The sequence below is a fragment of the Pseudomonas sp. NFACC08-1 genome, assembly GCF_900106735.1.
Taxonomy (GTDB): domain Bacteria; phylum Pseudomonadota; class Gammaproteobacteria; order Pseudomonadales; family Pseudomonadaceae; genus Aquipseudomonas; species Aquipseudomonas fluorescens_Q.
The window spans coordinates 274,078-287,956 of the sequence record NZ_FNNL01000008.1 but is presented as its reverse complement, the minus strand read 5'-3'; the positions used below and the strand labels follow the sequence as shown (position 1 = coordinate 287,956).

Here is a 13,879-nt window from a genome sequence, read left to right as displayed (position 1 = left end):
TGACAGGCAATCGTAATCAGAACTTGGCGCGCAGTGTCATGGACACGGCACGGGGGTCACCGAAGATATTCCCGTCCTGGAAAGTGTTGATCCGCTGAAAGTACTTCTTGTCGGTCAGGTTGGTGCCGAGCAGATCAGCGGAGAAGTTTTGCGTGATCTGGTAGCCAATGCCCGCATCGTACAGAGCGTATCCACCCTGGCGGAGTTTGGTGCCGTTCATGCCGATGCCAGGGACATCCAGCTTATTATAGGTCTCGCTGACAACGCTGACGCCACCCTGGACACTCCACTTCTCCAACTCGCCGGGCAGTTTGTACAGGCTCCACACCCGCAACATGTTTTTCGGCAGGTAGGTCTGCAACTGCTCGTTGGGGCTGTCATAGCGTTTGTAGGTATGGGTAAAGTTCGCGCTGAGGAACCAGTCGGGAGTCATCTGTCCACTCAGCTCAGCCTCGAACCCACGGGTCCGAGCCTTGCCGCTGGCAACCACGGCCCGTGCATTCGGATCGTTCATATCCGGAATTGCGCGATTCTCTTCTTCGATCTGGAACGCTGCCAACGAGGCGTTCAATGCGCCATCGAGGAATTCGCCCTTGATACCCAGTTCATGTTGCTTGCCTTCCAGCGGCTTTATGATGTTGTTGTTGATGTCCAGATTGCTGACAGCCTGTGGCTGGAATACGCCGGAATAGTTGGCATACACCGAGTAGTTATCATTGAGGTCGTAGATCAGCCCGTAGAACGGAGTGAACTTCTGCGACACACTATCGCCGCTTTTTTCCGACGGTGAGCCGGCCTCGGGTTGGTGCTGACTGCGGTGCATCTCAAGCCAGGTCACGCGCCCGCCGAGTACCAGCGTCAGAGGGTCGGAAAGGCTCAAGCGCATGTTGCTGTAAAGCGCTTTTGCGCGGGTGTTGGCAACACTGGTCGGCAACTTGTCCGAATCAGGAAAGGCCGGGTAGGCAAAGTCGGGCTGCGGGTTAACGAGATCAACGTTCCCTAGGAAATTTGAAAAGTAGCCGCCGTTGGAGGCGAACTCGGAGCGCGAATAGTTGGCGCCCACCAGCACTGTATGTTCACGCCCGAGGAAGTTGAACGGACCATCGACATATACGTCAGCCTCGTCCTGTTTCTCGCGGTAATCGAACATGATCGAGTTCATTGACACCAAGTTGTCCGCAGGGTCGATGCCGCCGCCATTACGTGCGTAAGCCTGTGTCAAATCGTAATTGTTATCGGCGTGCCGCAGCGACAACCTGGTCTTCCAGCCATCGCCCAACTGATGCTCGAGTTCGGTGAAAACTGCGGTACTCCAGAAGTAGTCGCGGTTCCAGTCTTCACCGTAAAAGTTCTTGCGCGATGCATTCGGCAGTGACATCGCGGCTTCACCGGCTGAATTAGTGTAACGATAGGCCGGTAGGGAGCGTTGGGCGCCACGGATGTCGGTGTTCTGATTGCTCGCACCGATTGTCCAGACTGTGTCTGGCGTCAGGTCTATATCGACAATGCCATAGACTTGATTCGACTCTCGCTTGCCGCCACTGTCGTAGTAGTAACCTTCGTCGTGCTCGCTGAGCACCAGGCGTCCCCGCACATTACCGCTCTCGGTCAACGGGCCGGTGACGTCAACCATGCCCCGATAGTCGTCCCAGGAGCCGGCGCTGATTTCCGCCGAAGCAGCTGCCTCGGCCAACGGTCGCTTGCGTATCAGGTTGATGCTACCGCCGGGGCCGCCTGCACCGGTCAGGCTGCCAGACGGGCCCTTGAGTACCTCGACGCGGTCATACATGGTCAGGTCGGGTGACAGGAACACCCTGTTGTCCATGGTGGTCGGCGTACCGTCCAATTGCAGCGAGGTCATTTCGAAACCCCGGGAGAAAAAACTTAGACGGCTGGCGTCGATTCGCTGCACGGTTACACCACCGACCTTGCCCAGAGCATCTTCGAGGGTATAGAGATTTTGCTTCTGAATACGCTCCTGGCCAATCACGTTGATCGTCTGCGGCACCTCTCGAAGACGCAACGGGACTTTGGTACCCACCGACACGGTGGGTGCTTCGGTCTGCATTCCGACGATCGACTGTGCCGGTAGCGTCATGCTGCCGAGGGCGTCCAGCGTCAAGGTTCCATCCGAGGTCGTGCGTACTGACAATCCGCTGCCTTCAATCGCGATTTGTGCCGCTCGCTCGGCATTCATTGTTCCCTTGATGGCCGGAGCACGTAGCCCGGCAACGAGATTCGGCACATACACGATTTCGTGACCGCTTTGGCGGGCTATGCGGTCGAGGGTTGCCACCAGGGAGTCGGCTGGCAAGTCGAAGTTTTGTAGCGATTGGCTTTGCGTCGAAGCCGACTCCGCAAAGCTGGTCGAAGCGTATCCTTGAGCCAGCAATACAGAAAAGCACACAGACGTCAGCCTGCGCGTAGTGTTAAAACGATTGGACATAGGTAACTCCGTGTTGGCGGCTGCGCTTTTATTAGCGGTTAATGCCTATGTCCAACGAGACTGAAAAAGCGATACAGGGCAGATGAAAAAAACTTAGCCGAGCAGTTCGATCTGGGTCCAGAACCCCAGGTACTGCTCGATGCGTACGGGCAGAATCTGCTCCAGCGAGTTCAGTGCACGCTCACTGTTATCCAAGGAGAACAGGCCGGAAACACGAAGCCGGGCCGCTGCCGTACTGATGCGGATCACCCCGCGTCGGTAAGGCTGCAATGCCTCGATCACCTCCCCAAGCGCCCAGTCATCCACACTTAGTTTGCCGCTCTCCCAACTGCTCTCACCTTTACGATTAGCCGCCAGTGGCGTGATGCCTTTCGAGTCGAGTCGGGCACCTTCGCCGCTTTGGAGTGCTGAACAACGATCGTTGAGGCGACCGATGCAGAGGCTGGACCGCATGCCCCATACATGGGTCGAATCGCCCTGCAGCGAAACCATGAACCGAGCGCCAGCGCCGCGTGCAAATCCGTGGGACGTTTGCACTACGAAAGGCCGAGGGTCGTCACTGACCTCAATGATCAGCTTTCCGGCACGCAGCAGCAGGCTGCGCTCGCTATCAGTAAAATTGATATCCACCGCGCTGCGTGCATCCAACCGCAATTTGCTGCCATCCGACAGATTGAAATCACCCCGTTGGGCCGTAGCGGTCCGCAAATCGCCTCCGATAGTAGAGAACAGCGTACTCTGCCGGCCAATCAGTGTTGCACCGATGCCGACACCGCCGAACACCAGCGCCCCACGAAGCAAGCGACGTCGCTGCAGATCAGGGGTTTGCAGCACCCGGCGTACCTGTGAGTCCGAGCCACGCAAGAGGGGTGGGAAGGTTGCCTCCAAATGGACCTGAACTTTCTCCCATGCCTGCGCATTCGTCGGGTTGGCAAACCAGGCGTCAAACGCCTTTTGTTCGTCGGCCATGACTTCGCCTGAGCGCATACAGGCCGTCCACTCGATAGCTTCATCGACTGCGGAGCGTGTGTGCTTCATTTGCGCATCAGATTCTGGCAGCACAGTTTCAAACCCTTGGCCACGTATTGACGTACTCGAATGGTCGAGACCCCTATCAACTCGGCAATGTCGGCGTACTTCATTCCGTCCACCTGACTGCACAGAAATGCAGTACGGGCTCGCGCAGAAAGACCGGCGAGCAAGGCATCGATTTCAAGGAGCGCTTCAATCGCCAAAGCACGTACTTCGGGAGAGGGCTCAAACATTTGAGGTTGCAACGCTAACGCTTCCAGATAAGCACGCTCCAGATCGCGCCGTCGCCAACTGTCGTACATCAGTCGCTTGGCAATGGTCGTAAGCAACGCCCGAGGTTCGCGTATCGCCTGCGGCTCAGGTAAAGCGACAACCTGAACGAACACTTCGGCAGCCATGTCAGCGGCATCATGAGTACAACCAAGCCGCGCCCGCAGGCGACTCAGCAACCAACCATGATGGTCGCCAAAAAGACTGTGCAGAACCGTCTGCCGAGCACTGGAAGAAGCGAGCGCAATGTGGGTCATTGGAGTGTACTGAATGATAATTCTTATCATTATCTCCAGTGTTGTGATTTTTTCAAGGCGTAAGGCTTTCTATGAGCTTCGCCTCTGCGACATGGGGCGTTTAGACGTCCCTCATCAACGTTTTCCTAGAGAAGGGAACACGTGACGTTCCAAGGCTCCGAGAATCCTCTTCGCTGTGTCGAGATCCCCAGCCGCCCAAGCGAGAGGAATGCCATTTACGAGCCAAGGCCTCGAGGGGTTCGTTTGTGGCTTCTATCTCCGCAGCTTTCCTAGCTTTCTTGGCGGCTATCGGAGAGGGGACGGCGTTTGATATCGCTGCGCTTCATCTATGTATGCTTTCTACTGAGGCAGACATGGGGGGCATACAGGATGTGAAGGATGCGCGTAGAGCGGAATGGATTTCCAGATACAAGAAAGCCCGCACTAGGCGGGCTTCTTGTTGTTCAAAGACGTTCGAAAACATCGTTGAACAGGACTTGGTGGCTACACAGGGACTTGAACCCCGGACCCCAGCATTATGAATGCTATGCTCTAACCAACTGAGCTATGTAGCCAAGTGGCGCGCATTATTCGCCGGTAACGCAGATGTGTCAAGCGTAAATCTGAAATATTTCTCTGCGCTTTCAACCGCTTAACAATCCTCGCAGCAAATCGCTATCAACCGAGCTGAAATCTCCCTGTGTTGGCACTCAGAGCCCGGCTTCCCTGGCTCAGGGTATCCGCCGCCAGGTTCACGGCCCTTGCGCCTTCAAGCAAACGCATTGCTGCCTGGTCGACCTGCTGGATATTGCCGCTGACCTCGTCGGCGGTGCTGGCTTGCTCATCCACGGCGGTGGCGATTTGCGCCAGGGTATCGGTGACGCTTTGCACCGCGCTGGCAATTTCTCCCAGCCGTTCGCCAAGACCGGTGACGGCTTGGGCGTCGGTCTGGGCCTGGCCGCAGGCGGCTTCCATCAGGCTGACGGCTTCGTTGACCGTGGCGCGCAGGCTGTCGACGGTGGCGGCAATCTGTTGTGTGGAGGATTGGGTGCGTTGCGACAGGCTGCGCACCTCGTCGGCCACCACCGCGAAACCACGGCCCTGTTCCCCGGCGCGAGCGGCTTCGATGGCGGCATTGAGGGCCAAAAGGTTGGTCTGCTCGGCCACGCCACGAATGGTATCGACCACCAGTTGGATCTGTTGCCCCTGTTCGCTGACCCGTCCCAGTGCGGCGGCGGTTTCGTTGAGGCGCTGGTTGAGCTGCTGGATGCTGGCCGTGGTGCGTTGGCTGTCGTGGCTGCTGTCGGTGGCGATGCGGCGGGTCTGCTGGGCGCTATCGGAGGCCTGTTCACAACTCTTTGCCACGCCCTGGGAGGTGGCGGCCAGTTGTGTCGCGGCGGCAGCGATCTGGCTGATCTGCATCTGCTGGGCCTCGACTTCGCCCAGGGCGCCGCTGGAATGGGTATTGAGGGTGCGTACAGCGTTGCTCAACTGCAACGTTTCGTGGTCGACCCCCAGCAGGCTGTTGCGCAATTGCACCACGGCGACGTTGAGAGCGGTGCTGATGGCCGCCAGTTCATCGCGCCCTTGCACCGGCACTTGCAGGCTGAGATTGCCGTCGCGCAGGGCTTCGGCCAGCAGGGTAATGCCGCTGGCGCTGCGCCGGATCGACGCTTGCAGGCAAACAAAAAGATACAGCGCCGCCAGCAGCAGGCAGCCCAGTACCGTCGCTACCAGGGTGAACTGGCGAATCGCCGAACCGTGGTAATGGTCCAGCCGCGTATCCAGTGCCACCAGTGACTGTTGCCGCAGGGTCGCCAGGTCGGCGAGGAGGGCGTCCATGTGTTTTTCGAAGTCTTCGGGCTTGAGATTGATGGAACCGCCGAACACGCCGTCATCCAACACTTTCAGGCCAGCATCCAAGTGCTTGAGGCTGCCCTGGTATTGTCCGGCCCAGGTTTGCAGATCGCTGGGCAGGCGGGTTTCCAGCAGCGCTCCGGTCTTGACCAACTGGTCCCGGGCGTCGCCGATACGGCTGCGCAGGTCCCGCAGTTGCAGGCGACTCTGCAACGTGAACTGGCCTGATACCACGGAGGCTTGTCCAACGCTGGCCAGGCGACCGACCCGTTCGATCAGGTCCGGCGTCTGTTGGGTGGAGATCTGAGTCAGCAAATACGTTTCCAGCCAGGAGGCGAGGGTCAGGCGGTTGTCCATGACCATCTGTTCGCGCAAGGCTTGCAGGGCGCTGAGGGCGGCGGTGAAGCGGTCGTAGCCATCCGGCCACCAGCCCACGCTGCCCAGGCTTTTCGAATCCAGACCGTTGAGGCTGGTTTGCAGGGCTTGATAGCGGGCGAGGGTATCGGCTTCGGCGCCTTCGGTTTGCAGGGCGTTGCCCAGGTCACTGGCGGCCTGGGTAAGGGCCGGTTGCACTGCGTCATACGCTGCCATGGCGGCCAGCGTCGCGGGTGTCGGCTGCCGATTGGTTTCGGTGGCACGCCAGCGGGCTGCGCGGTTGCGCTGCGCGGTGAGCAGGTTGTCCAGGTTATCCAGGGCCAGCAATTGGCGCACCCCGGCGCGTTCCCCGGAAATCAGGCTGAGTTTGTCGCGATAGTCCTGGCCGATAAGCCATAGGCTGCCCATGAGCGGCAGGATAAAAAGCAGGAACAGCAATTGGAATTTGCGGGCGAAGCCGAAATGCCCCAACAACCTGATTCCAGGTGATAAAAAAGCCTGCATGCCCATACTCCCCTGAACACCCTTGCACTATTTTTGTGCGTTTTCTACACAAGTGTCGAAACAGGTGCTCTTTTAAAAGGCCTCGAAAGTTTGTCCAAATCGGCTCGGTAGGCCAGCTCTGTAGCGAAACTTCCCATTCTCGGTCTCCTTTGTAAGGAGCCGTGTTGTAGACCGTTAACAAGGCAAGATTCAGACCATGGCGTTGGGCTATCACCTTGGATTTCGACAATTTTTCGAGGTCGATAGCTAGCTAAGGGGATAGCCTTGCTGCACCGAAAAATGGCACATTGACGCCTTGCCCGTGTGCACCCTCTGTCGTATGGAAACTCCCATGGCTATCAGCAATACCCAGGCCGAGACCCCGGTCGTTGCCACCACTGCGCAAAGCAGCCCGTTGGTCATGCGGATCATCGGCGCCGTGGCGCTGGCGCATCTGATCAACGACTTGATCCAGGCCGTGCTGCCCTCGATTTATCCAATGCTCAAGGACAGCTATGGCCTGACGTTCACTCAGGTTGGCTTGATCACGCTGACGTTCCAGTTGACCGCCTCTTTGTTGCAGCCTTGGGTCGGCTATCACACTGACCGGCACCCCAAGCCCTGGCTGCTGCCGGCCGGGACGGTGTGCACGTTGATCGGCATTGTGATGATGTCCATGGTCGGCAGTTTTGCCTTGATCCTGTTGGCGGCGGGATTGATCGGCATTGGCTCGTCGACCTTCCACCCGGAAGCGTCGCGGGTGGCGCGATTGGCCTCGGGCGGCCGTTATGGGCTGGCGCAATCGACGTTCCAGGTGGGCGGTAACGCCGGCTCAGCGTTCGGCCCGCTGCTGGCGGCGGCGATCATCATTCCCTATGGGCAAGGCAATGTGGCCTGGTTCGGCTTGTTCGCCCTGTTAGCGCTGTTCGTGCTGTACCGCATCAGCCGCTGGTACGCCAACCACCTGAACTTGTTCAAGCTCAAGCAAGGCCAAGCGGCCACGCATGGCTTATCCAAAGGCCGGGTCTTGAGTGCGCTGGTGGTATTGGGGCTGTTGGTGTTTTCCAAGTATTTCTACATGGCCAGTTTCACCAGCTACTTCACGTTCTACCTGATCGAGAAGTTCGACTTGTCGGTGGCCTCTTCGCAATTGCACCTGTTCCTGTTTCTCGGGGCAGTGGCGGCGGGGACGTTCTTCGGCGGACCGATTGGCGACAGGATCGGGCGCAAGGCGGTGATCTGGTTCTCGATCCTCGGCGTGGCACCGTTCACCCTGATCCTGCCTCACGTTGACCTGTTGTGGACCAGCATCCTCAGCGTGGTCATCGGCTTCATCCTGGCCTCGGCGTTCTCGGCCATCGTGGTGTATGCCCAGGAGCTGGTACCGGGCAACGTCGGGATGATCGCCGGCGTGTTCTTCGGGCTGATGTTCGGTTTCGGCGGGATTGGCGCCGCGCTGCTGGGGCACCTGGCGGACATCCGCGGCATCGAGTATGTGTACTGGTTGTGCTCGTTCCTGCCGCTGTTCGGGGTGTTGGCGATTTTCTTGCCGAGGACTCGAAAGGCTTGAGGCGCGAAGGTCCATGTAGCTGAGCCGACGCCAACGCGAGCTTGCTCGCGAAGGCGTCGGCACATCCAACATCATTGCAAACCGACCCAGCGCCTTCGGAGCAAGCCCGCCTGTCAACACGGCTTTTTCTTCTAGCGCAATTCCCGTTCCTCATGCCTGCGATTCACCCTTCAAGGACGGTAGATACTGGCCTGGATGGCGCCGGGGTATTGCTTGTACCCGCCCGAGTTGCACAGTGGAGTCGACAGTTGATAATCGCCCGCCGTCGTGGCGTTGGCGGTGCGCACATTACCGGCCGCAAACCCAGAGTAATCCTGAAAGGCATCGAACGAGGCGATTGGCTCGTCGAAGTAGTTGCCACGGGAAGGGTCGAAGATCGAGAGCGTGATCGCTACACCACCAGGAAATGCTGCTTCGGCCTCGATCAACACGGTCTCGTAGGGATACAGGGTCTGTGGGGACGGCCCGGCGGAAGTGGGGGACGGATTGAACACCGTGGCCACCAGCGTGTTCGGGCTCAGGTTGGTAAGCGCGATTACCAGGTAATTGGCGGCGTTGCCGCTGTAGGTGTAGGGCCGCGTCATGGCGAACGCCCAACCGTTCCTGTTGTTAAAGAAGTCGTCCTTCGAGCCGCCGTTGTCCCAGACCTGGGTGAGCGCGATTTCTTGCGGATAGATTGACCAATCCGTCGAATCGGCGATCCAGTATTTGAAGTAGGTCCCGTCGATCGCGGGTGTGATGTACTGCGCATAGGCGGGCACACCGTCGATGGGGTTGTTATTGACGTCCAGGTATTGATAGATCTGGAATTTGGTCGGCAGCAGCATTTGCATCACCGACAGCACGTAGCCCTGCTTGGCGGCTTTCACCATATTTCCAGTTTCACCGGAGTTCCAGAACAATCCGTCGGGCGCAGTGGAAGCGATCAGCGTATAGGTGATTTTCAGCTTGGCCCAGTCGGTCAGTATCGTGGTTTCCATGGTGTCGAACGTGTCCAGCAACCCTTCGAAGGTAGCGCTCAATTGTCCCCACAGGTCGGCATAGGCTACCTGGAACAGGCTGGGAGAAACGTTCGAGGTCTGGGCCGCGACCGCCACATTGATACCGCTCTGGAGAACGTTGGCCGCGACGGCGAAATAATTGATGTCGCCTTCCATCGTTTCAGCCGAGAGCACGGTGTAGATGACGCCCGAGAGCACCGCCAGGATGATGCCGCCGATATTGGTCGAGTCACCGTCCTCGAACCCGGCATCCAGCCCAAGTTCGGAGAGCAACGCCCCCTGGTCCTCGAACAGCAGGGTGTGGAAACTGGTGTAGCAGGCGAACAGGCTGTTGACGGCGCTCGCCGCGCTGAGCTCCAACTTCAACTGGTCCACTACGGGGTGCCAGACTTGCGGTGGGAACGCGCTGTAGTCCAGGCCGAGCATGTCTTGCCGGTAATTGTCCAGGGTGCTGGCGCCGTTGGTGTACTGCTCGCGCAGGATCAAATGGGGCTGATTGTTCATGGCCGCCAGTTTGTTGTTGATCCAGTCATAGACAGCCTGTTGGTCAGGTGTAAAGGCCGGGAAGGCCGAGTCGGACGCCGGCAAGGCCATGATGCTGTCCAGGGGCGTGGTAGGCATGAAGTACCATTGGCTCAAGGTGTCGGTATCTTGCATCTGAACCGAGCCCCCCGTGATATCGACACTCAGATACTGATTCGAAGCGCTGTTCTGGATGGCCGTGGGGCCGAGTCCCGTTCTCCACAGCCAGGTTTGCTCGACCGGGACGGGTACGCTCTGTGTGGTGTTGATTGGCGTACTGCTGTCGGTATCCTGACCCAGCACCAACCCGGCGAGCAGGCCACTGAGCAGCCGTCCATCGGCGGTGACTTGCCAGATCTGGTTGGGCGAACCGGCCACGAAAGGGCTCAGCGTCACGCCGTCTGAACTGGCGGTGAGTACAAAGGGCACGCCTTTCTCGGGTGCGACGAGGCGGCTTTGTACATTGACCCAGCGAGTCGGCGGCCAAACCTGATAGTGATTGCTGCTTGAGGCCCAGCAGGCTTGGTTGAGGGTGTTGTACAGCACGAGGTTGCCGTCGGTCTGGACGAGCAGTTCCTGTGGGTCGATGCCGTTGGTGTAGGGTGACCATGCCACGTTGCCGTCGCTGGTACCCAGGACCAGGTTGCCATCGGTCTGGACATCGAAGTAGGCGCCATTGTTGGTGCCAGTGGCCCAGATCGCGCTACCGGTGAACGAGCTGTTGGCCGCCACGGGGCCTGTGACGACCTGGTACAGCACCAGGTTGCCGTCAGGCTGCAGCAGCAACACGTAACTGTTGTCGGCCGCTGCCGCCCACTGGCCGGGCAGCATCCGCGTGTTGGGTGGAATGTTGCCGTTGTCAGCCTGGACCGGATCGCCGAGCGGGACCGTGAGGAAGGCGCTGGGGTTGGTGGATGTTGCCAGCGTTATATCGCTCAGGTTGTTCATGTGGATCTCCTTTTCACGACATTGGGTGGACGCCTTGCGGTTGTTTGCGCATGTGAGGGCGCGCAGTGCATGGGTACGGCTGCGCTCCCAAGAGTCCGGCGCGCCGGTGCCTGCTACGCCGATGCATTGATCGGGAAGTCTTTTCAAGTGTCGGGTTGCGAAGTCCCGGAGCGAATCAATCGTTCCCGGACTTGAGGTAGCCGAGGGAATGCTCAGCCAGGGAGGTGCCGTTCAATGTCGCCAGTGGCTGGCAGCACTGCACAAATGGCGGGGGCGGGTCTCTTCGTATATCCGTGGTTTGCGAGACGGTGCATGAGAATCTCCCTATCTATGCGGAAGAAGGCGTTCGAGCGTTGTGCCTTGCTGGGCGCGCATGGAGTGTAGCCCGGCGCCCATATCTTGCCTGAGCCCTCCCTTTTGCGCGGTGGTGGCCAGTGCCGTGCAAGGAGTGAGTCCAAACTTGAAACGCTGTGAATCTTGTACTTGATGAGTACGTTGCTGTTGCGACTAAAGTACTGGTTTGTATAAGCCTTAAGTGGGTATTTGTATAAAGGTTGGTCGTGTTAATTTGCTGTTGTGGTTAATGGTTAGAAGGGAATCTGCAGCATTATTCAAGGGTGACCCCTGTGGTGACTGAAAAAGCAGGTTTTCACATTCTTTCCAGCTATCGCCCTTATTGTCCCGGACATAAGGCCTTCGATTCTTGGTTTGATGACCTCTTCTGCGCTGCGGGCGGACAGGGGTTGCGCCCCCCACCTGCCATATTGAAATTCTTATAAAGAGCTGTATCGCCAAGTTCTTCCAAGGTGTTTGCCTCGGGGACGGCGTAGCAGCCGTAATCGATTGTCATGCCGTGTCGTGCATACGTTAGATGCTGCCGTCTTTTGACGTTGGCCATAAATAGAATCAGGCGGGGAATGATATGAAGTTCAAGTCATTGCAGGCACGCATTTGTGTCACGGCAGGCGTATGCCTGTTTGTTTCATCCATCAGCCTGATTGTCTACGGGCTCTTCAGCGCCCGGGCCAACGAGCAATATGTTTCGACCGAGGTCAGCGCACTGGTTGAAAAATCAGCGATCCGGGAAATCCAGAACCTGGCCGAGTCCCGGGCCAACGCCATCCAGGCCAAGTTGCAGAATGCGCTGGATGCAGCCCGCACCATGGCCAATGCCTTTGCCGCCAGCAAGGCCTCGCAAAGCCCCCTGGCGTTGGGCCGTGAACAGATCAACAGCGTACTGCTCAGCGTCCTCAAGGATAACCCGGACTTCAACGGCACCTATTCCTGCTGGGAACCGAATGCGTTGGACGGGCAGGATCCGGCGTTCCGCAATGCAGAGGATGGCAATAACCCGCTGACCGGGCGCTTCACGCCTTACTGGACGCGCAGCGCCGATGGCCACGTCGCGGTGCAACCATTGGTCGAGTATGACTCCCCGGACCGTCATCCCAACGGTGTGCCCAAGGGCGGCTGGTACAGCGGCCCGCGCGACACCCTCAAGGAAAGCGTGCTCGACCCCATTCCTTATGTGGTCCAGGGGAAAAACGTCTGGCTGACCACCTTGTCGGTGCCCATCGTATCCAACGGCAAGTTCTACGGTGTGGTCGGGGCTGACTTCGATATCGCGTTTATCCAGAAACTCAGCGAGCAGATGTCTGCCGATCTCTACGGCGGCAAAGGCACGGTTTCGATCTTGAGTAACCAGGGCTTGGTGGTCGCGGACAGCCAGCGGACCGACCTGATTGGCCAGCCGATCAAGGCGTTGTTGCCGAACTCATGGGAAAAAGTGCTCCGCGATATCCAGGGCGGTCGGGGTGATGGCCTGCTCAATGCGCAAACACAGAACATCGAAGTGCTGATGCCCATTGCGCTCGGTCGCACGGGCAAGCCCTGGGCGGTGTTGATTCGCCTGCCCAAGGCTGTGGTCATGAGCCAGGCCATCGCCCTGGAGCAGGAACTGCAAGCGCGCAGCCTCAACAACAGCATCTGGCAGGTATCGGTAGGGTTGGTCATTTCGTTGTTGGCCCTGGCTGCCCTGTGGTATGCCGCGGCAAAAATCGTTGGGCCGATTCGCGAAGCCGCCGCCTTGGCCGCCACCATCAGCCTGGGGGATTTCTCTCGTCGCCTGGTGCAGAAATCCGAAGATGAAGTCGGGCAGTTGTCTGTGGCCCTCAACGACATGTCTGAAAGCCTGCAACGGCAGGTGCGGGTGGCCGAGCGTATTTCCGAAGGTGACCTGGATCTGGAGGTCCGCTTGTCTTCGCCCCATGACACCCTTGGCAAGTCATTGGAGAAAATGGTCAGCAACCTGAACCAGCTGATTTCCGAGGTTCAAATCAGCGCCACCCAGATCACCGGCAGCTCGGCGCAGGTTACCGACTTGAGTCAGTCACTCTCGGACGGAGCTTCCAATTCCGCCTCGTCCATCACCGAAATCAGCGCGGTGATGACGCAGATGGCCGCCCAGACCCGGGACAATGCCGCCAACGCCAAGAAGGCCGATGAGCAATCCCAGGCCTCGCGGGCCGATGCCGGGGAAAGCGACAAATTGATGAGCGAACTGATAGCCGCCATGGCTGAAATCGACAACTCGGGCAAGGACATCACTGCGATCATCACCACCATCGACAACATCGCCGCACAAACCAACCTGCTGGCCTTGAACGCGGCGATCGAGGCTGCCCGGGCTGGTGAGCTTGGGCGCGGTTTTGCCGTGGTCGCCGATGAAGTGCGTAGCCTGGCCGCCCGCAGTGCCGAGGCCGCCCAGCAGACTGCCGCGCTGATCGCCGATTCATCGAGCAAGACTCAGCGTGGCATGATCATCGCCGGCCGGACCGCCGAATCACTGAAGAACATCGTCAGTGGAACCAGCGCGGTTTCCAACCTGGTTTCGCTGATCTACCAGGCCTCCAGCGAGCAGGCTTCCGGCTTGCAGCAGGCCAGCATCGGCTTGGAACAGATCGATGAAGTGACGCAGAAAAACCAGTCCAACTCACAAGAATGCGCAGTGGCAGCCAAGGATCTTTCAGAGCGAGCTTCCCTGATGCAGCGGGTGTTGGGACGCTTCAAGGTCAAAAGAGGCTAATGGGCATCCGTGGCGAGGGCGGAAATTCCCTCGCCACGGCGATCACAAACCTCG

The 13,879-nt window shown here is 58.7% G+C and carries 7 protein-coding genes, 1 tRNA gene and 2 pseudogenes; 3 read left to right on the top strand and 7 right to left on the bottom strand.

Translation table 11 applies throughout. The annotated features are described in order from the left end of the window. Positions 1 to 16 precede the first annotated feature (16 nt). The 6 genes and pseudogenes from BLU76_RS18710 to BLU76_RS18685 form a co-directional block, all read right to left on the bottom strand. The gene (locus tag BLU76_RS18710) at positions 17 to 2,446 is read right to left on the bottom strand and encodes a TonB-dependent siderophore receptor (RefSeq protein ID WP_092149641.1); all 2,430 of its coding nucleotides are present in this window, start codon (positions 2,444 to 2,446) and stop codon (positions 17 to 19) included. Between the two features lie 93 nt (positions 2,447 to 2,539). Continuing rightward, a complete protein-coding gene (locus BLU76_RS18705; RefSeq protein WP_092223802.1) occupies positions 2,540 to 3,484 on the bottom strand; it encodes a FecR domain-containing protein in 945 nt (314 codons plus the stop codon). Continuing rightward, a complete protein-coding gene (locus BLU76_RS18700) occupies positions 3,481 to 4,005 on the bottom strand; it encodes a sigma-70 family RNA polymerase sigma factor (RefSeq protein WP_092149682.1) in 525 nt (174 codons plus the stop codon). Before BLU76_RS18700 ends, BLU76_RS18705 begins: the two co-directional genes overlap by 4 nt. 117 nt (positions 4,006 to 4,122) lie before the next feature. Next, positions 4,123 to 4,300: pseudogene (locus BLU76_RS31920) on the bottom strand (integrase); the annotation flags it as partial. A gap of 182 nt (positions 4,301 to 4,482) precedes the next feature. After that, positions 4,483 to 4,559 (bottom strand) — tRNA-Met (locus BLU76_RS18690). Between the two features lie 103 nt (positions 4,560 to 4,662). Then, positions 4,663 to 6,720 carry a methyl-accepting chemotaxis protein gene (locus tag BLU76_RS18685; RefSeq protein WP_063324372.1) on the bottom strand — a complete coding sequence of 686 codons (2,058 nt, stop codon included), beginning with the start codon at positions 6,718 to 6,720 and terminating at the stop codon, positions 4,663 to 4,665. Between the two features lie 331 nt (positions 6,721 to 7,051). On the opposite strand from BLU76_RS18685, the gene BLU76_RS18680 reads away from it, so the two are divergent. After that, positions 7,052 to 8,269, top strand: a complete 1,218-nt coding sequence (locus tag BLU76_RS18680) for an MFS transporter (RefSeq protein ID WP_092149632.1) — start codon at positions 7,052 to 7,054, stop codon at positions 8,267 to 8,269. A 170-nt stretch (positions 8,270 to 8,439) separates the two neighbouring features. On the opposite strand, the gene BLU76_RS18675 is transcribed toward BLU76_RS18680, so the two are convergent. Then, positions 8,440 to 10,740 carry a calcium up-regulated protein gene (locus BLU76_RS18675; RefSeq protein ID WP_092223800.1) on the bottom strand — a complete coding sequence of 767 codons (2,301 nt, stop codon included), beginning with the start codon at positions 10,738 to 10,740 and terminating at the stop codon, positions 8,440 to 8,442. A 922-nt stretch (positions 10,741 to 11,662) separates the two neighbouring features. On the opposite strand from BLU76_RS18675, the pseudogene BLU76_RS32330 reads away from it, so the two are divergent. Both BLU76_RS32330 and BLU76_RS32325 read left to right on the top strand, forming a co-directional pair. Beyond that, positions 11,663 to 12,925: pseudogene (locus tag BLU76_RS32330) on the top strand (HAMP domain-containing protein); the annotation flags it as partial. Next, positions 12,920 to 13,825, top strand: a complete 906-nt coding sequence (locus BLU76_RS32325) for a methyl-accepting chemotaxis protein (RefSeq protein WP_371856169.1) — start codon at positions 12,920 to 12,922, stop codon at positions 13,823 to 13,825. The pseudogene BLU76_RS32330 and the gene BLU76_RS32325, both read left to right, overlap by 6 nt. The last annotated feature ends 54 nt before the right edge of the window (positions 13,826 to 13,879 follow it).

What these genes read in the sequence shown, in the direction of transcription:
- BLU76_RS18710 (WP_092149641.1), bottom strand. Translation starts at nt 2,446, where the DNA reads ATGTCCAATCGTTTTAACACTACGCGCAGGCTGACGTCTGTGTGCTTT.
- BLU76_RS18705 (WP_092223802.1), bottom strand. Translation starts at nt 3,484, where the DNA reads ATGAAGCACACACGCTCCGCAGTCGATGAAGCTATCGAGTGGACGGCC.
- BLU76_RS18700 (WP_092149682.1), bottom strand. Translation starts at nt 4,005, where the DNA reads ATGACCCACATTGCGCTCGCTTCTTCCAGTGCTCGGCAGACGGTTCTG.
- BLU76_RS18685 (WP_063324372.1), bottom strand. Translation starts at nt 6,720, where the DNA reads ATGCAGGCTTTTTTATCACCTGGAATCAGGTTGTTGGGGCATTTCGGC.
- BLU76_RS18680 (WP_092149632.1), top strand. Translation starts at nt 7,052, where the DNA reads ATGGCTATCAGCAATACCCAGGCCGAGACCCCGGTCGTTGCCACCACT.
- BLU76_RS18675 (WP_092223800.1), bottom strand. Translation starts at nt 10,740, where the DNA reads ATGAACAACCTGAGCGATATAACGCTGGCAACATCCACCAACCCCAGC.
- BLU76_RS32325 (WP_371856169.1), top strand. Translation starts at nt 12,920, where the DNA reads ATGTCTGAAAGCCTGCAACGGCAGGTGCGGGTGGCCGAGCGTATTTCC.